General features: G+C 61.5%; 25 protein-coding genes and 1 pseudogene. 12 read left to right on the forward strand and 14 right to left on the reverse strand.

Annotated features, from left to right (window positions below):
- Nucleotides 1-190: 190 nt before the first annotated feature.
- The 4 genes from rpmH to yihA all read left to right on the forward strand — a co-directional run bounded on the left by rpmH (nt 191) and on the right by yihA (nt 3,332).
- Nucleotides 191-325 carry a 50S ribosomal protein L34 gene (gene rpmH / locus F2982_RS07270; protein ID WP_025555461.1) on the forward strand — a complete coding sequence of 45 codons (135 nt, stop codon included), beginning with the start codon at nt 191-193 and terminating at the stop codon, nt 323-325.
- 22 nt (nt 326-347) lie between these two features.
- A complete protein-coding gene (gene rnpA / locus F2982_RS07275) occupies nt 348-755 on the forward strand; it encodes a ribonuclease P protein component (RefSeq protein ID WP_130279171.1) in 408 nt (135 codons plus the stop codon).
- A complete protein-coding gene (yidC, locus tag F2982_RS07280; protein WP_203430024.1) occupies nt 755-2,545 on the forward strand; it encodes a membrane protein insertase YidC in 1,791 nt (596 codons plus the stop codon). Before rnpA ends, yidC begins: the two co-directional genes overlap by 1 nt.
- Before the next feature lie 130 nt (nt 2,546-2,675).
- On the forward strand, nt 2,676-3,332 hold the full coding sequence (gene yihA / locus F2982_RS07285; RefSeq protein WP_025555361.1) for a ribosome biogenesis GTP-binding protein YihA/YsxC: 657 nt from the start codon (nt 2,676-2,678) through the stop codon (nt 3,330-3,332).
- A 49-nt stretch (nt 3,333-3,381) separates the two neighbouring features.
- On the opposite strand, the gene F2982_RS07290 is transcribed toward yihA, so the two are convergent.
- From F2982_RS07290 to F2982_RS07300, 3 genes are all read right to left on the reverse strand, one after another.
- The gene (locus F2982_RS07290) at nt 3,382-3,939 is read right to left on the reverse strand and encodes a fasciclin domain-containing protein (protein ID WP_112713641.1); all 558 of its coding nucleotides are present in this window, start codon (nt 3,937-3,939) and stop codon (nt 3,382-3,384) included.
- Nucleotides 3,940-4,048: 109 nt separating this feature from the next.
- A complete protein-coding gene (locus tag F2982_RS07295; RefSeq protein ID WP_203429673.1) occupies nt 4,049-4,768 on the reverse strand; it encodes an anti-sigma factor in 720 nt (239 codons plus the stop codon).
- Entirely contained in the window at nt 4,765-5,304 is a 540-nt protein-coding gene (locus tag F2982_RS07300) for a sigma-70 family RNA polymerase sigma factor (protein WP_130279461.1), read from the reverse strand. Before F2982_RS07300 ends, F2982_RS07295 begins: the two co-directional genes overlap by 4 nt.
- Before the next feature lie 144 nt (nt 5,305-5,448).
- Between F2982_RS07300 and argB the strand changes: the two genes are divergently transcribed.
- Nucleotides 5,449-6,336 carry an acetylglutamate kinase gene (argB, locus tag F2982_RS07305; protein WP_025555365.1) on the forward strand — a complete coding sequence of 296 codons (888 nt, stop codon included), beginning with the start codon at nt 5,449-5,451 and terminating at the stop codon, nt 6,334-6,336.
- Between the two features lie 7 nt (nt 6,337-6,343).
- Here the strand turns inward: argB and F2982_RS07310 are convergent, their stop codons facing one another.
- From F2982_RS07310 to bchE, 3 genes are read right to left on the reverse strand one after another with little or no spacing between them, the layout of a single operon-like run.
- Complete coding sequence (locus F2982_RS07310) at nt 6,344-7,117, reverse strand: isocitrate lyase/phosphoenolpyruvate mutase family protein (protein WP_203429674.1); 774 nt, start codon at nt 7,115-7,117, stop codon at nt 6,344-6,346.
- Entirely contained in the window at nt 7,114-8,193 is a 1,080-nt protein-coding gene (locus F2982_RS07315) for a trifunctional transcriptional activator/DNA repair protein Ada/methylated-DNA--[protein]-cysteine S-methyltransferase (protein ID WP_203429675.1), read from the reverse strand. Before F2982_RS07315 ends, F2982_RS07310 begins: the two co-directional genes overlap by 4 nt.
- 55 nt (nt 8,194-8,248) lie before the next feature.
- On the reverse strand, nt 8,249-9,772 hold the full coding sequence (gene bchE, locus F2982_RS07320) for a magnesium-protoporphyrin IX monomethyl ester anaerobic oxidative cyclase (RefSeq protein ID WP_203429676.1): 1,524 nt from the start codon (nt 9,770-9,772) through the stop codon (nt 8,249-8,251).
- 174 nt (nt 9,773-9,946) lie between these two features.
- Here bchE and F2982_RS07325 point away from each other — a divergent pair, with 174 nt between their 5' ends.
- Nucleotides 9,947-10,654 (forward strand): pyrimidine 5'-nucleotidase, encoded by a 708-nt coding sequence (locus F2982_RS07325; RefSeq protein WP_025555369.1) that lies wholly within the window; start codon nt 9,947-9,949, stop codon nt 10,652-10,654.
- Nucleotides 10,655-10,755: 101 nt separating this feature from the next.
- Nucleotides 10,756-11,367: a calcium-binding protein gene (locus tag F2982_RS07330; protein ID WP_130279176.1), complete on the forward strand. Its 612-nt coding sequence runs from the start codon at nt 10,756-10,758 to the stop codon at nt 11,365-11,367.
- A gap of 48 nt (nt 11,368-11,415) precedes the next feature.
- On the opposite strand, the gene F2982_RS07335 is transcribed toward F2982_RS07330, so the two are convergent.
- The gene (locus tag F2982_RS07335) at nt 11,416-12,282 is read right to left on the reverse strand and encodes an LOG family protein (RefSeq protein ID WP_199626066.1); all 867 of its coding nucleotides are present in this window, start codon (nt 12,280-12,282) and stop codon (nt 11,416-11,418) included.
- A gap of 181 nt (nt 12,283-12,463) precedes the next feature.
- Here F2982_RS07335 and dapD point away from each other — a divergent pair, with 181 nt between their 5' ends.
- The 3 genes from dapD (at nt 12,464) to F2982_RS07350 (ending at nt 15,211) form a co-directional block, all read left to right on the forward strand.
- Nucleotides 12,464-13,324: a 2,3,4,5-tetrahydropyridine-2,6-dicarboxylate N-succinyltransferase gene (gene dapD / locus F2982_RS07340; RefSeq protein WP_130279177.1), complete on the forward strand. Its 861-nt coding sequence runs from the start codon at nt 12,464-12,466 to the stop codon at nt 13,322-13,324.
- Nucleotides 13,325-13,434: 110 nt separating this feature from the next.
- A complete protein-coding gene (dapE, locus tag F2982_RS07345) occupies nt 13,435-14,628 on the forward strand; it encodes a succinyl-diaminopimelate desuccinylase (protein WP_203429677.1) in 1,194 nt (397 codons plus the stop codon).
- Entirely contained in the window at nt 14,615-15,211 is a 597-nt protein-coding gene (locus F2982_RS07350; RefSeq protein ID WP_025555447.1) for a hypothetical protein, read from the forward strand. The genes dapE and F2982_RS07350 overlap by 14 nt, the downstream gene beginning before the upstream one ends.
- Here the strand turns inward: F2982_RS07350 and arsC are convergent.
- The 7 genes and pseudogenes from arsC to F2982_RS07385 all read right to left on the reverse strand — a co-directional run bounded on the left by arsC (nt 15,199) and on the right by F2982_RS07385 (nt 20,228).
- On the reverse strand, nt 15,199-15,615 hold the full coding sequence (gene arsC, locus F2982_RS07355; RefSeq protein WP_203429678.1) for an arsenate reductase (glutaredoxin): 417 nt from the start codon (nt 15,613-15,615) through the stop codon (nt 15,199-15,201). The two genes, F2982_RS07350 and arsC, sit on opposite strands and share 13 nt — an antisense overlap.
- Nucleotides 15,593-16,399 (reverse strand): tRNA pseudouridine(38-40) synthase TruA, encoded by an 807-nt coding sequence (truA, locus tag F2982_RS07360; RefSeq protein WP_203429679.1) that lies wholly within the window; start codon nt 16,397-16,399, stop codon nt 15,593-15,595. Before truA ends, arsC begins: the two co-directional genes overlap by 23 nt.
- The gene (gene fmt, locus F2982_RS07365; RefSeq protein WP_203429680.1) at nt 16,399-17,334 is read right to left on the reverse strand and encodes a methionyl-tRNA formyltransferase; all 936 of its coding nucleotides are present in this window, start codon (nt 17,332-17,334) and stop codon (nt 16,399-16,401) included. Before fmt ends, truA begins: the two co-directional genes overlap by 1 nt.
- A 19-nt stretch (nt 17,335-17,353) precedes the next feature.
- Nucleotides 17,354-17,773, reverse strand: coding sequence for a type II toxin-antitoxin system VapC family toxin (locus tag F2982_RS07370; RefSeq protein ID WP_203429681.1), 420 nt, complete (start codon nt 17,771-17,773; stop codon nt 17,354-17,356).
- The gene (locus F2982_RS07375; protein ID WP_203429682.1) at nt 17,770-18,057 is read right to left on the reverse strand and encodes a plasmid stabilization protein; all 288 of its coding nucleotides are present in this window, start codon (nt 18,055-18,057) and stop codon (nt 17,770-17,772) included. The genes F2982_RS07370 and F2982_RS07375 overlap by 4 nt, the downstream gene beginning before the upstream one ends.
- A 65-nt stretch (nt 18,058-18,122) precedes the next feature.
- Nucleotides 18,123-18,638 (reverse strand): peptide deformylase, encoded by a 516-nt coding sequence (def, locus tag F2982_RS07380; protein ID WP_025555441.1) that lies wholly within the window; start codon nt 18,636-18,638, stop codon nt 18,123-18,125.
- A 97-nt stretch (nt 18,639-18,735) separates the two neighbouring features.
- A pseudogene (locus F2982_RS07385) lies at nt 18,736-20,228 on the reverse strand (globin-coupled sensor protein).
- Nucleotides 20,229-20,432: 204 nt separating this feature from the next.
- Here F2982_RS07385 and F2982_RS07390 point away from each other — a divergent pair.
- A complete protein-coding gene (locus F2982_RS07390) occupies nt 20,433-21,659 on the forward strand; it encodes a DNA recombination protein RmuC (protein ID WP_112713669.1) in 1,227 nt (408 codons plus the stop codon).
- A gap of 46 nt (nt 21,660-21,705) precedes the next feature.
- Nucleotides 21,706-22,605 carry a ribokinase gene (locus tag F2982_RS07395; protein ID WP_203429683.1) on the forward strand — a complete coding sequence of 300 codons (900 nt, stop codon included), beginning with the start codon at nt 21,706-21,708 and terminating at the stop codon, nt 22,603-22,605.
- Nucleotides 22,606-22,757: the final 152 nt, after the last annotated feature.

Here is a 22,757-nt window from a genome sequence, read left to right on the forward strand (position 1 = left end):
CATTGTGCAACTTTGATGGGCAGCGCCGGCAAGATCATTTGCGCTGGTATAATTGACTTCCGGGGTCACCATCCGTATAAGCCGCCGCACGTCCGGTCATTCAAGGTCTCTGACCTCGTCCGTTCGCAAAACAACGCTCCTTGCACTTTGCAAAACTTAAGAAGGGCCGCACTCCGCGGTGTTTAAATAAATGAAGCGTACCTACCAACCATCCAAGCTTGTCCGCAAGCGCCGCCACGGCTTCCGTGCGCGTATGGCCACCAAGGGCGGTCAGAAGGTTCTGTCTGCTCGCCGCGCCCGCGGCCGCAAGCGTCTTTCGGCCTAAGGCCGGAATTGCCCGATAAGAGATGGCGGGCGAATTGACGACCAAAAAAGAACAAGAAAAATCGACTGTCGGGCGGCTGAAAAGCCGCCCGCAGTTTCTTGCTGCGCGCAATGGCGAAAAACGCCGCGGCGGCTTCTTCCTTCTCGAGGTCCTTGACCGGAAGGAACCCGACACCGAAGCCCGTGTCGGCTTCACAGTCACCAAGAAACATGGCAACGCAGTCGAGAGAAACCGCATGCGGCGGCGTCTTAAAGAGGCCGTGCGGCTTCATGCAGGGTTTGCAATGCAAGCCGGACACGACTATGTGGTTGTCGCAAGAAGGGATGTCTTGAAGGCATCTTTCCAACAGTTGACTGCGGAGCTCAAAGCCCGCGTTGAAAACAAGCCGAAACAAAAGCGGTCGAATGAAGGCCGCTCCAGGAACGTATGATGCAAAACAACCGCAATTATTTCATTGCGATCGCTCTTTCCGTGCTGATCGTTCTTGGCTGGCAGTTCCTTTATATGAATCCGCGCATCGAAGCGCAGCGCAAGGCGCAGGAAGCCCAGAAGGCGCAGCAGACCACCGAACAGACGCAGACGCCCGCCGCTGGCGGCGCTCAGCCGCAGACGAATGGTGCCGCACCGGCCGGCCAGGCGGCAGTGACGACCACGCGTGAAGAAGCGCTTGCCAAGTCGCCGCGCGTCGTCATCGACACCGCCGCTCTCTCGGGCACCATCAACCTGACGGGCGCACGCCTCGACGACCTGAAGCTCAAGGGCTATCACGAGACCGTCGACAAGAGCAGCCCGATCATCACGCTGTTCTCGCCGGCTGAATCGAAGGACGGCTACTTCGCCGAGCTCGGTTATGTCGGCAACGACCAGACGGGCACGGTTCCCGGCGCATCGACGGTATGGACGGCACCCGAGGGCGCCAAGCTGACGGAAAAGACCCCGGTCACGCTGACCTATACCAACGACAAGGGCCTGACCTTTGCCCGTACGATCTCGGTCGACGAGCGCTACATGTTCACGATCACCGACAAGGTGACGAACAGCGGCGCCGGCGCGGCATCGATCTCTTCCTATGGCCGCGTCACGCGCAACAACAAGCCGACGACGCCTTCCGTCTACGTCCTGCACGAAGGCTTCATCGGCGTCATCGGTGACGATGGCCTGGTCGAAACCAAGTATAGCGCCGCCGAAAAGGAAGCCGTTACGCCCGCCAAGTCCACCGGCGGCTGGCTCGGCATCACCGACAAGTATTGGGCTGCGACGATCGTTCCGCCGCAGAAGTCGGCCTATGAAGCCCGCTTCGCCTACTATGCCGGCGAGCGGCCGACCTACCAGGCAGACTACAAGGAAGACGCCGTCAGCATTCCGGCCGGCCAGTCTGTCGAGCTGAAGAGCCTCGTCTTCGCCGGCGCCAAGGAAGTTCCGGTCATCGACGGCTACGAAACCTCCTACGAGATCCCGCGCTTCGACCGTCTGATCGACTGGGGCTGGTTCTACTTCCTGACGAAGCCAATGTTCAAACTGATGGACTTCTTCTTCCGTTACTTCGGCAATTTCGGCGTGGCGATCCTGCTGACGACGATCGTCGTCAAGGCGCTGTTCTTCCCGCTCGCCAGCAAGCAGTACGCTTCGATGGCGAACATGAAGCGCATGCAGCCGAAGATGGAAGAGCTGAAGGCGAAGTTCGGCGACGACCGCATGGGCCTGCAACAGGCAATGATGCAGCTCTACAAGGAAGAGAAGATCAATCCGGTTGCCGGTTGCTGGCCGATCGCGCTGCAGATCCCGATCTTCTTCTCGCTCTACAAGGTGATCTACATCACCATCGAAATGCGCCACGCGCCGTTCTTCGGCTGGATCAAGGACCTTTCGGCTCCGGATCCGACCTCGATCGTCAACCTCTTCGGCCTGCTGCCGTTTGAGGCACCGACCCTGCTGCATCTCGGCGTCTGGCCGCTGATCATGGGCGTCACGATGTTCCTGCAGATGCGCATGAACCCGACGCCTCCGGATCCGACCCAGGCAATGATCTTCAACTGGATGCCGCTGGTATTCATGTTCATGCTGGCAAGCTTCCCGGCCGGTCTGGTCATCTACTGGGCCTGGAACAACACGCTCTCCGTCATCCAGCAGTCGGTCATCATGAAGCGCCACGGCGTGAAGATCGAGCTCTTCGACAATCTGAAGGGCCTCTTCAAGCGAAAACCGGCACCATCGAAATGACGTTGAAAGCCCCGCTCCGGCGGGGCTTTTTCGTTTCAGGGCGCCGTTACCGCGCAGCCGCAAGGTTGACATTCAGCCGCAAAAGCTGAATGCGGTAGCTGACAGACCTCTGATACTGGATAAGGGCCGGATGACGGACAAGAACGACAAGCCACTCTTCGGACGCCCGTGGATCTTTATCCGCGGCGTGCCGTCCATGAAATTCCTGCCGCCGGAAGGACCTTTCGAGGTTGCCTTTGCCGGGCGCTCGAATGTCGGCAAGTCGTCGCTGATCAATGCGCTTGTCGGCCACAAAGGTCTGGCGCGCACATCGAACACGCCGGGCCGCACCCAGGAGCTCAATTACTTTGTGCCCGACGGCTATACCGGCGAAGGCGGCGACCTGCCGCCGATGGCGCTGGTCGACATGCCGGGCTACGGCTATGCCCAGGCGCCGAAGGATCAGGTCGACACCTGGACGAAACTGGTCTTCGATTACCTGCGCGGCCGCGCGACGCTGAAGCGCGTCTATGTGCTGATCGACAGCCGCCACGGCATCAAGAAGAACGACGAAGATGTGCTGACGCTGCTCGACAAGGCCGCCGTCTCCTACCAGATCGTGCTTACCAAGACTGACAAGATCAAGCCGCCGGCTGTCGTCAAGCTGCTCGCGGAGACCGCCGAGAAGATCAAGAAGCGCCCGGCCGCCTATCCTTTCGTGATTGCTACCTCTTCTGAGAAGAGCGACGGACTGGACGATTTGCGCCAGGCGATCGCCGAAACAGTCGAAATCAGCAACTGGAAATGAAAGAGGCGCCCCGAAAGGCGCCTCCCCACATTCTCCTGCCTGCAATCATTTACATCTTCGGCAGAAGCACCTTGTCGATGACGTGGATGACACCGTTCGACTGTTTTACGTCGGCGATCGTCACATGAGCAACGCCGCCGTTTTCATCGGTGAGCGTGATCTTGCCCATGCTTTCCTTGGCCTTGATGATGCAGCCGCCGACCGTCTTGATGTCGTGCTCGCCGCCATCGTCCTTGATCATCTTGGCAACCGTCTTCGACATCGCGTCGGCGGCAACGACGTGGCAGGTCAGCACCTTGGTGAGCTTGGCCTTGTTCTCCGGCTTGAGCAGCGTATCGACGGTACCGGCCGGAAGGGCCGCGAAAGCCTCGTTGGTGGGCGCAAATACCGTGAACGGCCCTTTGCCTTCGAGCGTGGAAACCAGGCCCGCCGCCTTCACGGCTGCAACGAGCGTGGTGTGATCCTTGGAGTGAACGGCGTTTTCGACGATATTTTTCGTCGGGTACATGGGTGCACCGCCGACCATCGGGTTCTTCGCCTGGGCCGCAAAGGCGATCCCGGATACGGCGGCGGCAAGCGCGATGGTGCGCATAGCGGACTTGAGCATGATCTTCTCCTCCAAACCGGCCGCGTAACGCTGGCCTGATGCCTCGCGCCGCCCGGTCAGGAGAGCTACGGAGGCTTTTGGAAAAGAGTTTCAGACGGGACTGAAGTTTTTACGGATGGTGTGCCGCGCCGCTGGCGATCACGGGTCCGGTCGGCAAGCCCGTGGTCGAGCCGCCGAAGGGTTCGAGGCTGACCGCGAGCGTAGCGCCTTCGCCGATCTGGCTGCGCATATTGGCCGGGATCAGGAGATCGCCGCCCTCACCCGGCTGGAAGACGCCGAGAGACTGCGGCGCACCGCTGCCCGGGACGAGCCACAGCTGCAGCGATTTCTCTTCGGGTTTACCGGCCGCGACAGGGACGATACGAAGACGGCCGGTATCTGCCTGATAGGAGGCCAGCAGATTGACCTGGCTGCCTGCGGCCGACAATTCCGCCACCAGCGGCACTGCCCCCTGCGGCGGCGGCACGATGCCGGAGGCGAAGATGATCGCACCGGCGGCAACGACCAGCGAGGCGAAGGTCAGCGAGCGCCAGAAGACCGCCGAATTCCAGAGGCCGCGCGAGAAGGACGGCGAATGCGCCGCATCGCCGAAAAGCCGGGCCTCGACCTGCTTGAAGGTCTCGCGGCTCGGGGCGACGCTTTCATATTCATCGTTGAAGGCGGAGAGGTTGGTTTCCCATCGGCTGACGATGGCGGCAAACTGCCGGTCGCGGCGCATGCGTTCTTCGACGACCCGCCGATCCTGGTAAGAGAGAACGCCAAGAACATACTCGCCTGCGAGCACTTCGTCGCGAGAGCGGCCTCCCTTGCTTTGATCAGGCGATGTCATCGTTCCATGCACTCTCTCAGCTTCAAAAGGCTGCGCCGCAGCCATGTCCGCATGGTGTTGAGCGGAACGCCGAACTGATCGGCAAGTTCCTGGTAGCTCAGTCCTTCGACATAGGCCCGCCTAACCGATGTCGCCCTGTCAGCTTCCAACTCTTCCATGCAGGTGTCAATCCGCCTTCCTTCATCGGATATCATAGCTTGCTTTTCCGGATCCAATCCGGAGTCGGCAAGATCGTAGGCGGTGTCCAATTCATCGGCGACCGGCTTTCGTGCCCGCATCGTGTCGATTGCCTGATTGCGCGCAATTGCCGCAAGCCAGGAATTGGGAGCGCCCTGCGATGAGGCGAAGGCCTTGGCGCGCTGCCAGATCTTCACATAGATCTCCTGCAACGCCTCCTCGGCTTCCGCCCGATCCTTCAAGATACGCAGGCAGATCGCAAAAAGTTTCGGGCTTGTTTCCCGATAAAGTGCGACGAACGCCTGGCGGTCGGACATCGCCACGCGGCCAATCAGTCTTGCGAGTTCGTCGCCTGTCATGCCGCTGCCGCTCTCCCTGTGCTCCCCTAGATAAAAGGCAGGGCGCAAAATTGACAAGAGCGCAGCCAACTAATGACCTGCACATTATTCCATCTGTCAAAAACTTGAGATAAAAGGCCCGCGATCCATTCTGCGGGGTAAGCCATGAACCAGTCCGAAAGCGAAATGCAGGCCCATCTTCTCGCGCAGGCGCTGCCTTACATGCAGCGCTACGAGAACAAGACGATCGTCGTGAAATACGGCGGCCATGCCATGGGCAACCCCGAACTCGGCAAGGCTTTCGCCAGCGACATCGCGCTTCTGAAGCAGTCGGGCGTCAATCCGATCGTCGTCCACGGCGGCGGTCCTCAGATCGGCGCGATGCTGACGAAGATGGGCATCGAATCCAAGTTCGAAGGCGGCCTGCGCGTTACCGACGCCAAGACGGTCGAGATCGTCGAGATGGTTCTCGCCGGCTCGATCAACAAGGAAATCGTCGCGCTGATCAACCAGACCGGCGAATGGGCGATCGGCCTCTGCGGCAAAGACGGCAACATGGTCTTCGCCGAAAAGGCGCAGAAGAAGATCAAGGATCCGGATTCCAACATCGAGCGCGTTCTCGATCTCGGCTTCGTCGGCGAAGTGGTCGAAGTCGACCGCACGCTGCTCGACCTGCTCGCCCGCTCCGAGATGATCCCGGTTATCGCACCGGTCGCTCCCGGCCGCGACGGCGCGACCTACAACATCAATGCCGATACGTTCGCAGGCGCGATCGCCGGTGCGCTGAACGCCACCCGACTGCTGTTCCTCACCGACGTTCCCGGCGTTCTCGACAAGCAGGGCAACCTGATCAAGGAACTGTCCGTCGCCCAGGCGCATGCACTGATCGCCGACGGCACGATCTCGGGCGGCATGATCCCGAAGGTCGAGACCTGCATCGACGCCATCAAGGCGGGCGTCCAGGGCGTCGTTATCCTGAACGGCAAGACGGCCCATTCCGTCCTGCTCGAAATCTTCACGGAACATGGTGCGGGCACGCTGATCGTGCCCTGATCACCCTTCAAGGCGCGGCGGCGTAAACCGCTGCCGCGGCCTCCTTCAGCTTTTCCATCATCATCCGATAAGGTCCCGGGCCGTAGCTGATACGGCCGGCGCCGAGGCTTGCCAGGATTTTCGCGTCAGGGACGCCCGAACGCATAATGATGTTGACCGGCAGCGTGGAAGCCGCGCAGATTTTCTCGATGAGCGCAGGATTGGCGAGGCCGGGTACGAAGAGCCCATTGGCACCGGCCGCCGCATAGGCCTTGCCGCGCGCGATCGCCTCGTCGGCTAGACCTGCGTGCTTGGACTCATCGCGTTCTGCAAGGAAGAGATCGGTTCTGGCATTGATGAAGAACGCGATGCCGCGGGCATCCGCCATCGCCCGGATCGCCTTGATCTTGGCCGCCTGCTTTTCCACCGGATGCAGGCCACTCCCGCCGACGATCTGATCCTCGAAATTAATGCCGATCGCACCGGCATCCATCACCTTGGCTACATTGGCCGCAGCGCCATCCGGCTCCTCGGAATAGGCGCCTTCGAAATCGACGGACAATGGCAGATCGGTCGATGCGGCGATTGCTCTCGCCGTATCGATAAGTGCCGCCATCGGCAGCGCCTGGCCATCGGCATAGCCCTGCGCAGCGGCAACCGACCAGCTGCCCGTCGCCAAAGCCTTGGCGCCGCCCTCGGCAACCGCCTTTGCCGTTCCGGCATCCCAGATATTGTAGAGAACGACCGGCTTGCCCTTCTGGTGCAGCGCTGCGAATGCCTTTGCCTTGTCCGCCTGGTTCATGATGCATCCTCCATTTCGGGCCTTGCCGCCCGCATCTTTGCTTCGTGTTTCAAAAGCCACTGCTTGCGCCAGAGGCCACCGCCGTATCCGGTCAACGACCCATCCGCGCCGATCAGCCGGTGGCAGGGGATGACGACGGCGATCTGGTTGGCGCCGTTCGCTCTCCCGACAGCCCGAACGACCTGCGGATTGTCCATGTCACGGGCGAGATCGCCATAGGCGCGCGTCTCGCCGGCGGGAATACGGATTAGCCGCGCCCAGATTTCCCGCTCGAAGTCCGTGGCAAAACTCAGCGCCAAAGGCGTCTCAAATTCCGTCAACCGGCCGTCGAAATAGGCTTTCATCTCCGCTTCTATCCGCTCGATCGCCGGCGTCCTTCCCGCTGCGACGGTCGAGCGCGTCTTGCGCTGCAGCTTCTCGAGTTCGCCCGGCAACGCCTTGCGGTCGTGAAACTCGAGGAGATGTAGATGCGTCCGGTCGGCAACCGCGATCATCGGCCCGAGCGGCGTATCGAAGATATCGGCAAAGAGCAGTTCGCGGTTCTGCACGATCACGGGCGCCTTGCCGATCATCCGGTGGAAGGCGGCGCGAAAGCTGCTGGCGGATTCATAGCCGGCATCCAGCTGCGCATCGATGACGCGGGCTCCATCGGCCAGCTGCCTGGCGGCCTGACCGAGACGGCGGTAACGGGCGATATCGAGAAAGGTGATGCCGAGCGCACGCTTGAAGGCACGGCGAACGGTCGAGGGATCGTAGCCGAGATCGACGAGATCATCCTCCCTCCAGCGCACCGAGGGATCGCGATCCAGCGCCTTCAGGAGATCATCGACGATCGCTTCACGTCCCGCCTGCTCCAGCGGCCTGCAGCGCTGGCAGGGACGGAAGCCCGACTGCATGCAGATGGCGATGGAATCATAGAACAGCGTATTCTCCCGCTTCGGCTTGCGCGCCGGGCAGGTCAGCCGGCAGAAGACACCCGTCGTCTTGACGCAGGCATAAGCGAGCCCCTCGTAGTCGGCGCTCCGGGCAATCAGCGCACCATAGAGCGCATCGTCATCTGGCAGATCAAACAGCATGGCGTCTTTCTACCACCCCACCGACCCGCCGTCCGCCCGAAAACGGGCGTCTATTTTATTCGGCGGCGTCAAGGCTTTTTGCACGCCTTGCAGGACGCAGCATGGATTCCTCCTCGGCATCCTGCGGCGCGCCCCAGAATGCTTCAAGGCTGGGACCAGCCTTAAGATGCCGCCGCCGAAAGAGAAATTCGAATATCTCATGCACCCAGACGCGGCGCCCCATCTGCGTATACCACCGCATGGAATGGCGCTGCTGCCTGTCGCGATGGAAGAGGACGCGCATCAGCGCCTTTGGGCGGGCCTGGATTGCGACCTCGATCAGCTTGACCGCAGCGAGCAGGACGGCCGGGTGCAGGTGGCGCATCTGCAGGACCTGATGTTTGTAGTCCCACTTGCGAATATCGGCCTCGATCACTTGTCTGCTGCGCGCGATGCGGAAGAACGGCGTCCAGCGATGCGGCGTCACATAGAGCGCCTGGATCTGGTCGGGATCATAGGCGAGCAACTGGCGGAAGCCGCGCCAGAGATCGCTCAGCTTCTCCTCCTCGAACCCGACGACCCATGTCGCCATCGAAAGAATGTCGTGCTGGCGCAGGAGGCGGATCGCCTCGCGGTCCTTCGCCTTGCCGCCACCCTTCTTGATCAGCGCCAGCGTTGCCTCGTCGGTATTCTCCATGCCGAGAAGCCATCGGACGACCCCGGCCTTGCGATAGAGATGAAGGATGTCGGCATCGCGCACGATGTCGTCGGCCCGCGTCGAACCGACGATCTGGACCGGGACGTTCTCGGCGATCATCGCTTCCAGAAAAGCGAGCCATGCTTTTGGCGAGGAGGTCGGGTTCTCGTCGGCGAGATTGATCAGCTCGACGCCTTCTTCGCGATAAAGGCGCGCGATCTCGCGGGCGAAGAGTACGGGCGACCGGTGGCGCCACCGCGTCCAGAAACCGCGCTGGCCGCAGTAGTTGCAAAGATGGGGACAGCCCCGCGAGAACTGCAGGACGACCGCGCGCTTTCCACCCCAATAGCTGTAGCGGCGATGATCGATGAGCTCCCAGCCGATGCGATAGTCATCGAGGTCGGAAATCGCCTGCATCGGCGGCGTCGCCACGATCTCGCCGGCCTCGCTTCGGAACGCGATGCCCGGCACTGAGCCGAGCGCACCGCCATTGTCCAGCGCAGCAGCCAGGCGCCGCATCGTCTCCTCGCCCTCCCCGCGCACCAAGACATCGAAGGCCTCTGTTTCCGCCAGCACCTCGCGCCAGTGATAGGTCGGGAAGACCCCGCCATAGACGATGCGTATCCCTGGCTTGACGGCCTTGATGGCCTGCGCGATCGCACAGGCCGTCGGATGCGCTGATGTCGAGCCCGAGTGGCCGATCAAGACAAGATCGGGATCGCCGACGTGACTGACGATGTCAGGGATCGCCATCGGCCCGAACTCGGCATCGACAAGCCGGACGGCGTGACCGTCATCGATTAGGGGACCACCAACCGCGAGAAGTCCGAGCGGCGGTAGATGGTCGTCGGGAATGCGGCTGCCGATCGCGGTATGAGGTGGGTTTATCAGAACGATTTTCATGCACTGCCCCCGGTGCGCCTGCCTCTATGCATAAATCAACAGCGATACATGGCGGCATCAGGTCAAAATCTCTTTAAAGTTGTGAAGACTTGGAGGCATTTTCGCGAAGCGCTTGGCCGCCTAGAACACGCGAAAGATTTTGGCTTCCTGCGCGAGGCATGCCATAAGGCGCGCATGACAAAGATCGACCGCACTCCGACGACTTCCGATTTTGCGCATGTGAGCGAATGGGTCTTCGACCTCGACAACACGCTCTACCCGCATCACATCAATCTCTTCGCGCAGATCGACAAGAACATGACGGCCTATGTGTCGGCGCTGTTGCAGTTGGAACGGGACGAGGCGCGGAAGCTCCAGAAGCAGTATTATTACGATCACGGCACGACGCTTCAGGGGCTGATGATCCATCATGGGGTCGATCCCAACGATTTCCTCGAGAAGGCGCATGCGATCGATTACTCCTCGCTGCTGCCGCAACCGGAGCTTGGCGAGGCGATCAAGGCGCTGCCGGGCCGGAAGTTCATCTTCACCAACGGCAGCGTGAAGCACGCCGAGATGGCAGCGGGCGCGCTCGGCATTCTCGATCATTTCGACGATATCTTCGACATCGTCGCTGCCGATTTCGTGCCGAAGCCGGCGCAGGTGACCTATGACAAGTTCATGGCCCTGAAGCGCGTCGAGACCAGGAAGGCCGCGATGTTCGAGGACCTGCCGCGCAATCTCGTGGTGCCCAAAGCACTCGGAATGGCGACGGTTCTTCTGGTGCCGAACAACCTCGAAGACACCGTCGTCGAGTGGTGGGAGAAGACCAGCGGCGACGAGGATCACATCGATTTCGTCACCGATGACCTCACCGCATTCCTGGCGAAGATTACCGGCTGACTTACGAAAGTTTCATCCAGCTTACCTAGGTTTAATTGGGTTTTCCGGCATCGCAGCCTTACCTTTTGGTCGTGAAGGGATACGAACCGAAAGGAATTCTCATGTATCGCAACAAGCTTATCCTGGCAGGTCTCTCCGCCGCTCTGATCGCCGGAGCCGCCGGCGCGAGCTTTGCTGCCAACGGCAAACATCCCGACCGGCCGCGCCACCACCACGAAATGATGGGCGGGCCGCGCGGCGCCGCCTTCCGTGAAATCGCCTTCGTGCGCATGCTGAAGCAGTTCGACGAGAACAAGGACGGCAAGATTTCCAAGCAGGAAGCGATCGATGGTGTCGACAAGATCTTCGCGGCCGCCGACAAGAACAACGACGGCAGCCTGACGCCCGGCGAAATCCGCGAATACCACCAGGCGCAGATCAAGGCCTGGCGCGATGCGCACAAGGACGCCAAGAAGGACGGCGGCGACGATCAGCAGATGGCGCAGAACGACGGCAAGGGGCCGCACGGCGGCCCCGATGGCCACCGTTGGGGCAAGCGCCATGGTGGCGACATGATGTTCGCCGCGATGATGCGCCGCGTCGACAAGGACGAGAACGGCCAGATCTCCAAGCAGGAAGCAGAAGATGCGATGAGCCGCTTCTTCGACCGCCTGGACACCAACAAGGACGGCTTCATCTCGATCGACGATATGCCCGACAGGCCGTTCCTCTGAGAGAGGCTGGAAAGATTGGAACCCGCCACGTCTCGCGGCGGGTTTTTCCTATTCCTGGTGCTCGTAGAAATCCTGGATGATCTTCCAGGCAGCGTCGGCCGTGTCGACGAAACTGATGAGATTGACGTCATCAGGGGCGATGGTGCCGAACTCGGCAAGCGCCTCGAAATTGACGATGCTGCGCCAGAACTTTTCACCGAACAGGATCAGCGGCATCTTTTCCATGCGGCCGGTCTGGATCAGCGTCAGGCACTCGAAGAACTCGTCGAGCGTGCCGAAGCCGCCGGGAAATACCGCGATCGCCTTTGCGCGCACCATGAAGTGCATCTTGCGGATGGCGAAATAGTGGAAATTGAAGCTGAGCTCCGGCGTCACATAGACGTTCGGCGCCTGCTCGTGCGGCAGCACGATGTTGAGGCCGATCGAAGGGGCGCCTTCATCCGCAGCGCCGCGATTGCCGGCTTCCATCACGCCCGGGCCGCCGCCGGTGACGATCACATATTCATGGAAATCGTGAGCTGCCGAATAGCGCGAGCAGAGACGGGCGAATTTGCGGGCCTCGTCGTAATAGACCGAGGCGGCCTCGAGATTGGCGCGCTGGATATCGTTGCGGGCCGCCCAGGCGCTCTGGCCGGGGGCCGGAATGCGGGCGCCGCCGAACATGACGACCGTCGATTTGATGCCGCGTTCGGCCAGCAGCATTTCCGGCTTAAGCAATTCGAGCTGAAGGCGGATCGGGCGCAGTTCTTCGCGGCAGAGGAAGTCTTCGTCGACATAGGCCAGGCGATAGGACGGCGATAGTGTCTGAGGCGTTTTCGGTACGGCGCGGGCGCGATCCTTGTCGGTTTCGCTCGTCTTCAGCGGATCCCAGACCCCATCCTTGCGCCGGAGCCTGCCATTCTTACCCTTTGCCATTCTCAAATGCCTTTCAGTCCTTACCAAGCGACGTCTTTAACGCCTTGAATCCAGAACGATCTGGTTCGAAAAATCATTCCATTTTGGGCGTCCATGCGATAGAGCAGATCGCATCTTGCCGATCACAATTCCCGGAGGCGCTGTAGCCTTCAGGATAAAGTTCGAAGTTTAAGGAATCCTCATGAGCGCTACCGATCTCGCATCCCTCGAAAAGACCATCGAAGCGGCCTTCGACAACCGCGACAGCGTCAGCACGTCGACCAAGGGCGAAGTTCGCGATGCGGTGGAAGCTGCGCTCGAACTGCTCGATGGCGGCAAGGCTCGTGTGGCCGAGCGTGGTGCCGATGGCGCCTGGACGGTCAACCAGTGGCTCAAGAAAGCCGTGCTGCTCTCCTTCCGCCTGAACGACATGGAAGTCGTCAAGGGCGGTTCGGGCAACTCGACCTGGTGGGACAAGGTTCCCTCGAAGTTCGAAGGCTGGGGCGAGAACCAGTATCGTGACGCCGGCTTCCGTGCCGTTCCGAACTGCGTCGTACGCCGCTCGGCCTTCATCGCCAAGAACGTCGTGCTGATGCCCTCCTTCGTGAACCTCGGCGCCCATGTTGGCGAAGGCACGATGGTCGATACCTGGGCGACCGTCGGTTCCTGCGCACAGATCGGCAAGCATGTGCATCTTTCGGGCGGCGTCGGCATCGGCGGCGTTCTGGAACCGATGCAGGCCGGCCCGACGATCATCGAAGACAACTGCTTCATCGGCGCCCGCTCGGAAGTCGTCGAAGGCTGCATCATCCGCGAGGGCTCGGTCCTCGGCATGGGCGTCTATATCGGCAAGTCGACCAAGATCGTCGACCGCGCCACCGGCGAAGTGATGTATGGCGAAGTACCGCCCTATTCCGTCGTCGTCGCCGGCTCGATGCCATCAGGCAACAAGACCATGGCGAACGGCCTGCCGGCACCGCATCTCTACTGCGCCGTCATCGTCAAGCGCGTCGATGAGCAGACCCGCTCGAAGACCGGCATCAACGAGCTGCTGCGCGACTAAGCTGCAGTGACAGCCGGACCGCGATCCGGTAAACAGACGGCACCCTCTTAACGCGAGGCGGTCTCCGCCTCGCCATGCCTTTGCCATTCCTGCCGGATAATTCGACCGTCATGACCGCTACCGATCCCGTCGCCAATCTCCAGACCCTCATCCGCTGCCCGTCCGTTACGCCCGCCGAAGGTGGCGCGCTCTCGGCGCTCGATGCAATGCTTTCGCCGCTCGGCTTCAAGGTCGACAAGGTGATGGCCACAGAGCCGGGCACGCCCGATGTCGAGAACCTTTATGCGCGGATCGGCAATGACGGCCCGCATCTGATGTTTGCGGGACATACGGATGTCGTGCCTGTCGGTGACGAGGCGGCGTGGACGCACCCGCCTTTTGCGGCGGAAATCGCCGGCGGCGAGATGTTCGGCCGCGGCGCCGTCGACATGAAGGGCGGCATCGCCTGCTTCGTGGCTGCCGTTGCCCGCCATGTCGAAAAGCATGGCGCACCGAAGGGTTCGATCTCCTTCCTGATCACCGGCGACGAAGAGGGACCCTCGATCAACGGTACGATCAAGCTGCTGCAATGGGCGGCCGAACGCGGCGAGCGCTGGGATGCCTGCGTCGTCGGCGAACCGACCAATCCCGATGCGCTCGGCGACATGATCAAGATCGGCCGCCGCGGTTCGCTTTCGGGCAAGATCACCGTTCACGGCGTCCAGGGCCATGCCGCCTATCCGCATCTTGCCGATAATCCGGTGCGCGGATTGCTGCAACTGACGACGGCGCTGATGGATCCGCCCTTCGATGGCGGTACCGAGAGCTTCCAGGCCTCCAACCTAGAAGTGACGACTGTCGATGTCGGCAACCCGGCGACCAACGTCATTCCGGCGAAGGCGACGGCGAGCTTCAACATCCGCTTCAACGACACCTGGACCGCCGATACGCTGCGGGCGGAAATCATCCGCCGTCTCGATGACGCTGCGGCAGAGGGCGCACTGCGTCCGGGCCGTGAGCCGGTTCGCTATGAGATCATCTGGGCCGATCGGCCCAGCCATGTCTTCCTGACGCGCAACAATGCGCTGATCGCCTCGCTCTCCTCGGCCGTCGAGAACATTACGGGCAAGGCACCGAAGCTCTCGACGACGGGCGGCACCTCGGATGCGCGGTTCATCAAGGATTACTGCCCGGTCGTCGAATTCGGCCTCGTCGGGCAGACAATGCATATGGTGGACGAGCGCGTTTCGGTCGCTGACCTGGAGACGCTGACGCAAATCTATCAGACCTTCATCGAGCGCTGGTTCGAGAATGCCGGGGCTTAGGGAAGTCCAATATTATCTGGCGGGACTCTGGCTGCTGATCCGCATGGATCCGCGCGGCTTCCGCTTTCTCGACGTCTCGGATCGCGGCGTCAACCGATCCTTCTGGGCGATGGTCTGGTGCCTGCCGCCCATGGGGATTTCGTGGCTCTGGTGGCGACAGGCCTTCCTGCAGACGATGCCGCCGCATTACGATGTCGGCCTGCCCTTCTATTTCCGGCTGGGCATGGTCGAGATCGCCAACTGGTTCGTGCCACTGGTTCTCACCGGCATCCTGCTGCTGATCTTCAAGATGGGCAACCGCTTCGCCGCCGTCGTCGTCAGCGTCAACTGGCTGGGCGTGCCCCTTTCCTACATCAACGGGCTGTTGCTGGCGCTGGTGTTCTTCATTCCGGGCACGGTCAGCATCGTTTCCATCCTGCTGCTGATCCTGATGATCGCGCAGGTTTTCATCCTGGCGCGCATCCTGCGGATGATCTTTCACGGCCACGGGCTGATGGTCGGGGCGCTGACGCTGGCACTTCTGGTGCCGACGATGATGCTTGCCGAATATCTGCAGAAGTTTCTCGGAATCTATCCGGCCTGATTTCGGCCGGGAACGACTTCGCCGCCTTCCTTGGTGAAGGTTCCGATATCGGCATTGGCAAGGATGTCGAGCACCAGTTCCGACGGGCGGCAGAGGCGCGCGCCCTTTTCCGTCACTACGATCGGCCGGTTGATCAGGATCGGATGGGCCATCATCGCATCGACCAGTTCATCGTCTGAAAGCGAGGGATTATCGAGGCCGAGCTCGTGATAGGGCGTGCCCTTCTCGCGCAGCAGGTCGCGTGCTGAAATCGCCATACTTGCGATCAGGGCGATCAGCTCCTCGCGCGATGGCGGCGTCTTCAGATACTCGATGACATCGGGCTCCTCGCCTGACTGGCGGATCATCGCCAGGGTGTTGCGCGAGGTGCCGCAGGCCGGGTTATGATAGATCTTCACCGTCATCGGTGCTCTCCGCCGTTGCGCGCCTATCCGTGATTACATCGGGGTAGTCGACCTGCATGAAATAGAGACCATCGGGCGGCGCGACCGGGCCGCAGGCCTTGCGGTCACGCGCTTCGAGCGCTGCCTGCACATCGTCAGGCGTCCATTTCCCTTCGCCGGCGAGCCTCAGCGTTCCGGCGAAGGAGCGGATTTGATTGTGCAGGAAGCTCTGCGCCGTGGCACGAATTTCGATGAGCTCGCCAGTGCGTGTTACATCCAGTCTGTCCAGCGTGCGCACCGGGCTGTTTGCCTGGCAATGAGCCGAGCGGAATGTCGAGAAATCATGGTTGCCGACGAGGCGCTGGGCGGCCGCATGCATGGCTTCGTGATCGAGAACCTTCGGCACCCACCAGGCCTTTCCGGCCTCGATCGCCAGCGGCGCGCGGCGGGTGATGATGCGATAGAGATAGTGGCGGCGCAGCGCCGAGAAGCGGGCGTCGAAGAGATCGCTGACGGCCTCGACATCGAGGATGGAAACCCGCTCGCTGGCGAGCTTCAGATGGGCGTTCAGTGCATTCTGCAGCTTGAAGGGTGACCATGCCCTAGCGAGATCGGCGTGGATGACCTGGCCGAGCCCATGAACGCCGGAATCGGTGCGCCCTGCGCCGCGGATCGAAACGGTCTCGCCGCTGAGCGACAGGATCGCTGCCTCGATCGCGCCCTGGACGGACGGGCCGTTGTCCTGGCGCTGCCAGCCGACATAGGGCGCGCCGTCATATTCGACGGTCATCCGGTAGCGCGGCATCAGCTGATCCTTGCGCCGCGAGTAAGCGGCGTGCCGCGCAGGAAGTCTGCGGCAGGCAGTGGCTTGCCGCCGGCTTTCTGCAATCGGGTCAGCCGGATAGCGCCGGTCGCGCAGGCAACGACCAGATCGTCGCTCAGCAACTCGCCCGCCGGGCCATTGCCTTCGGCGAGTTCGGATCCGAGAACCTTGACGCGCTCCGGCTTGCCGCCGATTTCGAGTTCAAACCACGCACCCGGGAACGGCGCCAGACCGCGGATGTGATTGTGAACGTCAGCAGCCGCCTTTGCGAAGTCGATCCGCGTTTCGCCCTTGTCGATCTTGCTCGCATAGAGCACGCCTTCGTCCGGCTGAGTCGTCAGCGGCAGGTTGCCGCTTTCGAGCGCAACCATCGCCTCGCCGATCGCCTTGGCGCCGACATGCATCAGCTTGTCGTGCAGTTCGCCGGCCGTCATGTTCGGGCCGATCTCGACCTCACGGGTGAGCGCGACAGGGCCGGTATCCAGCCCCTTTTCCATCTTCATCACCATCATGCCGGTCTTTGCGTCACCGGCCATGATCGCCCGCTGGATCGGTGCGGCACCCCGCCAGCGCGGCAGCAGCGAGGCATGACCGTTGTAGCAGCCGTCGCGCGTTCCGGTGAGAATCGCTTCGGGAAGCAGAAGGCCATAGGCAACGACGACGGCGACATCGGCATCGAGGGCGCGGAATTTCTCGCGCTCTTCCTGATCCTTGAAATTAACAGGCGTGAAGACCGGCAGGCCGAGCATTTCGGCGGCCTGATGCACCGGCGACTTCTGCAGATCGAGCCCGCGGCGGCCACCCGGACGCGGCGGCTGCGAATAGACGGCAACGATCTGATGCCCGGCATCGACAAGCGTGCGCAGCGTCGGAACCGAGAATTCGGGCGTGCCCATGAAGATGATGCGAAGTGACATTCTGTCCGCCGTTTACCGATCAGCCGTCTTCAAACGGGTTTACGAGCTTGAGATCAAGCCCCTCGAAATCTTTTATGTTGCGGGTCGCCAGCGTCGCGCCGTGCGAAAGGCAGATGGCGGCGATCATGGCGTCCTGCAGAGAGACCGGCCTTCCGATCGCTTCGCGACGGGCACGAAGCCTGCCCGTTTCAACTGCCGTATGTCTGTCGAATGCCAGTATTCGACCGCCGTAAACCACCAGTAGCCGATCTAGCACCTCGCGGTAACGGGGAGACTTATCTCGAAGCCAAATTCGCTCAGCCCCATACGATTGCTCCATGAGGACAACGTCGCAAAGGTAGAGGTGGTCTTCAGACTGTGCGGCTGCCCATGCGAGGACCTTGGCATTCGAAGCGGGTCTGGCAATCTCCGATATCACATTGGTGTCGAGAACGATCAATCGAAGCCCTCAAGAGGCCGGCCGAAATCCTTTTTGCGCTCGGCCTCAAGCTCATCCATGACACGCGCGAATTCTTCCTGCTCTTTTTCGGTCAGCGGCGAGAATATTTCACGAAAGCCATCGAGCGCAGACCGTGTCGGCTTGTCCGCGCCCGAGGTGCCGACCATCGCCTTCTGCAGCAGGCTTTTCGCCTCGTCGGAAAGGCTATTGCCGTTTTTCTCGGCGCGCGAAGCGATGTCTCGCTTCATCGCGTCGGGAATATTGCGGATCAGAAGATCGCCCATGCGGCACCTCTCTCATGATATCGCTGATATCATAATATGTCGGCAGAGCGCGTTCAATGCACAGATCAGATCGCCTTCGACTTCGCAGCCTTGGTGAACTTCTTGATCACCATCTCGCGCTTCAGCCGCGAGATATGGTCGATGAACAGCACGCCGTTCAGGTGGTCGATTTCGTGCTGCAGGCAGGTCGCCAGCAGGCCGTCGGCTTCGGCGGTCAGTTCCTTGCCGTCGCGGTCGAGATATTTGACGGTGATCGTGGCGGGACGTTCGACCTCGGCATAGTAATCCGGGATAGAAAGGCAGCCCTCTTCATAGACAGAGCGGTCGTCCGAAGACTTCAGGATTTCGGGATTGATGAAAACCTGGGGCTGCTTGTCTTCGCCTTCGCGCGAGACGTCGATGACGAGCATGCGGCGCGGTACGCCGATCTGGATCGCGGCAAGGCCGATGCCCGGCGCGTCATACATGGTTTCCAGCATGTCGTCGGCGAGACGCTTCAGTTCATCGTCGACGCGCTCGATCGGCTTGGAAGCCTGACGGAGAATGGGATCGGGAAGAATGATGAGTGGCTTGATGGTCATGGCGTTCCCATAACCTATCTTTTCGGGCGTGGGAATTATCCCGAAACTTCCGAAGGCGGTTTTTTGCTGCCGCCTCCGGAAAATCGCCGTATTCGTCTTACGCAGCGCGGCGGCTGATGGTGCCGCGGATATCGGCCTGGGTGCGGAAGCGCTGCAGCAGATCCATGAGATTGCTGACCTCGCCGCGCAGGCGGCGGGTTTCGGCCGAGGTGTGCTCGACCATGCCGGAATTCTGCTGGGTGATCGCATCCATGTTGCGGATGGCGACGCTGACTTCGTTGACACCAGTCGCCTGATCGCGGGCGGCAGCGGCGATCTCGGCGACGACATGGTTGATCATGTCGATGCGGCTGATCATGTCGTTCAGAGCTTCACCGGTGCTGCTGACGATGCCGACACCCTCGTCCACCTGGGCGGAGCTTTCCGAAATCAGGTTCTTGATCTCCTTGGCAGCTTCCGCCGTGCGCTGAGCAAGCTGGCGAACTTCCTGCGCCACGACGGCAAAGCCCTTGCCCGCCTCACCGGCACGGGCGGCCTCGACGCCGGCATTCAGTGCCAGAAGGTTCGTCTGGAAGGCGATCTCGTCGATGACGCCGATGATCTTGGCGATCTCGTCGGATGACTTCTCGATGCCTGCCATGGCCGAGACGGCGCTGCTGACGAGCTCGCCGGAGCTCTTCGCACGCTGCTGCGTCTCGCGAACCGCGTCCGAAGCCTTCTCGGCATTGGCCGCGGTGAGGCCGACGCTGACGGACAGCTGCTGAAGGGCGGCCGAGCTCTCCTCGACGCCGGCTGCCTGCTGAGCGGTGCGCAGTGCGAGATCGTCGGTTGCCTTGGAGATGGTGTTGGTGCCGCTCAGGATTTCGGCAGACGTGCTGCGGACCGAACCGAAGGAGCTGCGCAGAGCCGCAACGGCGCGGTTATAGTCTTCGGCCATGTGCTTGAAATTGCCGGGCAGATCGGCCGGGAGGGAGGCTTCCAGATCGCCGTTCGACAGCGCTTCGAGGCCGCGGCGCAAATGATCGAGCGCCATCGCCTGATCCGCCTCGGCCTTGGCGCGCTCCTCTTCCAGCTTGTGGCGCCGTTCTTCGAGCGCTTCGAGATAGACGGAGATCGAGTAATCCATGTCGAGCATCCCTGCCTTGATGACGGCGGAGAGCTTTTCGGCGAGCGCCTTGCCCTGCTGGCGGCCGAACATCGATGGCCACTGCTTTTCCATGATGCCCTTGACTAGTTCGGACATGACGATCGCGTAGCCGCCGATATACCAGCGGGGCTCCAGACCGATGCGCGCATGCGTGCGGCCGACGGCGGTGACGCCCTTCACATAGGTCTCGTCGAAATTGCCGCCCGCGAGGTTCGCCCAGTGATTTTCCTGCGCCTTCTTGGCGCGGCCCATATGCGACTCGTCGGAGAAGAAACCGGCGACGGCGGGGTCTTGGCTATCTTGGCGTAGAACTTGTCCAGTGCACCGCCGACCAGCGAGCTGATCACCGGCCGCATCTCGCTCATCGTCTTTCGCGCGGTATCATCGAGCTCGATGAAATCAAGGCGCTGCTTGAGGGAGGACTGCGAATGCTGGCTGGTCATGATGATCTCTGTCTGCCGGGGGCGATGTAAGGAATTGTTTCCGCTGCGACATTTCTAAAATATGGTTGAGCAATCGTTAAACCCCGCTACGATTTATCGTTGCAGCAACTTGGCAGGCTGCGACCTTTTGGCGGCATCTCCTGCAGCTGTTGATATGTTCACGTTTTGATCTAGTCAGGGCGCTGAAGTTTGCTATGGTGGGGCATGAACAATTCTGCCGACTCGCTCGCCATTTCGCTCGCCGCCATCAATCCGGCCATTCTTGCTCTCGTCGGCGGCGCCATCGCCGCGATGATCGTCCTGCTGGTTTTCCTGCTTTTCAGGAGCGGTAATCTCAGACGGGAGCAGAATGAGGAAGCGGCCATTCGCTCCGCCGAAGCGGATGCGCGCATGGCCGAACTGCTGAAGATCCAGGCCGAGATGCAGGGCCGAATCTCGACGATGGCCGAGGTCTTCGGCACTCGTCAGGCCGAGCTCAACCAGGCGATCAACCAGCGGCTGGACGGCATGTCGCAGCGCGTCAGCCATACGATCACCGAACAGACGAAATCGACGCACGAGAACTTGCAGCGGCTTCAGGAGCGGCTGGCCGTCATCGATGCGGCGCAGAACAACATCCAGACGCTTGCCAAGGATGTCGTCGGCCTGCAGGCGATCCTTTCCAACAAGCAGACGCGCGGTGCCTTCGGCCAGTCGCGCATGGAAACGATCGTCGCCGATGGCCTGCCGATGGGCGCCTATGCATTTCAGCAGACGCTGTCGAACGGCTCGCGCCCGGACTGCACGGTGAAGATGCCGAATGGCGCGCCGCCGCTGGTCATCGACGCCAAGTTTCCGCTGGAGGCCTGGAACGCGATCCGCGATGCCGGCGGTTCGGATGCAGGCAAGGCGGCGTCCCAGCAGTTTCGCCGCGACATGGAAATTCATATCCGCGATATTTCCGAGAAATACCTGATTCAGGGCGAGACGCAGGACACGGCCTTCATGTTCGTGCCGTCGGAATCGATCTTTGCCGAGATCCACGAGAATTTCGAGCCGATCGTTCAGAAGGCGCACCGGTCGCGGATCGTCATCGTCTCGCCGTCGCTGCTGATGCTGTCGATCCAGGTGATCCAGGCCGTCCTCAAGGATCAGCGCATGCGCGCGCAGGCGCATGTGATCCAGGGCGAGGTCGCCAACCTGATGGACGATCTCGGACGTCTGGACGAGCGTGTGCGCAAGCTGCAGGGTCATTTCGCCATGGCGCAGAAGGATGTCGACATGATCGTCACCTCTGCCGACAAGCTGACCAAGCGCGGCTCCAAGATCGAAGCGCTGGAATTCGAGGCGACCGCTGACGGCGCCAAGCCGGAGCGCGACGCGCAGCCGGCCGCGAAATCCGTCGAGAGCCGCACCGGCCTTCTCAAGCTCAGGGTAGTTGACGAAGAGTGAGGCCTTCGGGCAGTGTCGCGCCAAAATCAAAGGACGGGACATTCACATGATCACTGTGTTCGGCTCCATCAATATGGACCTCATCGCCACCACCGCACGCCTGCCGAAGCCCGGTGAAACGGTCGCCGGAAACGGCTTTGCGACTGCGGCGGGCGGCAAGGGCGCCAATCAGGCGCTGGCGGCCCGGCGCGCTGGACGCACGGTGCGGATGGCGGGCGCCGTCGGCAAGGACGAATTTGCGGCGCCGGCGCTGGCGCTGCTCGATGACGCCGGAACCGACCTCGCAACCGTCAAGCGCGTCGAAGGGCCGACCGGCACTGCGCTGATCCTCGTGGGCGGCGATGGTGAGAACATGATCGCCGTTGTGCCCGGCGCCAATGGTACGATCAACGCGGCGGATGCCGATGCTGCGATCGCAGCGATGGATGCCAGTGATATCCTGATGCTGCAGCTTGAGGTTCCCGCGCCTGCGGTGGAGCGTGCGCTCGAAGCCGCCCGCAAGAAGGGCGTTCGCACCGTGCTCAATCTCGCGCCACTGATTGCCGATGCCGCACGCCTCGGGCGCCTCGCCGATATCGTCATCGCCAACGAGACGGAATTCGAGCTGCTTGCCGGCCAGGAGAACATGACAGCGGGCGACCGCGAGGCCGCGCTTCAGCGCCTGCATGGCGAGACCGGCCAGACGCTGATCGTGACGCTCGGAGCCGATGGCGTGATCGCCATTCGCGACGGCCAGCTGGTGCGCGCAAAGGGTCTGAAGATCGAGCCGGTCGATACGGTCGGCGCCGGCGATACCTTCTGCGGATACCTCGCCGCCAGCCTCGATGAAGGGCTCGATTTCGAGGCCGCGCTGCGCCGAGCAGCCGTTGCCGGATCGCTTGCCTGCCTCAAGGCCGGAGCCCAGCCGTCGATCCCGCTGAGTGCCGAAGTCGCAAACAAGCTATAGACTTTTCTGTTTCCGATAGACGCAAGCAAAAAGTGAAGGCGTTCAGACTACTAACGGTCCGCTTTCATACAATTTCACTCAAATTTAAGAGATTTCTGGCGATCTTTTCGGCGATCGCCAGGCCTCCTCAGAGGGTGCCCGGTTTAGCCCCA

This window comes from Rhizobium sp. BG4 (assembly GCF_016864575.1).
GTDB lineage: Bacteria > Pseudomonadota > Alphaproteobacteria > Rhizobiales > Rhizobiaceae > Rhizobium.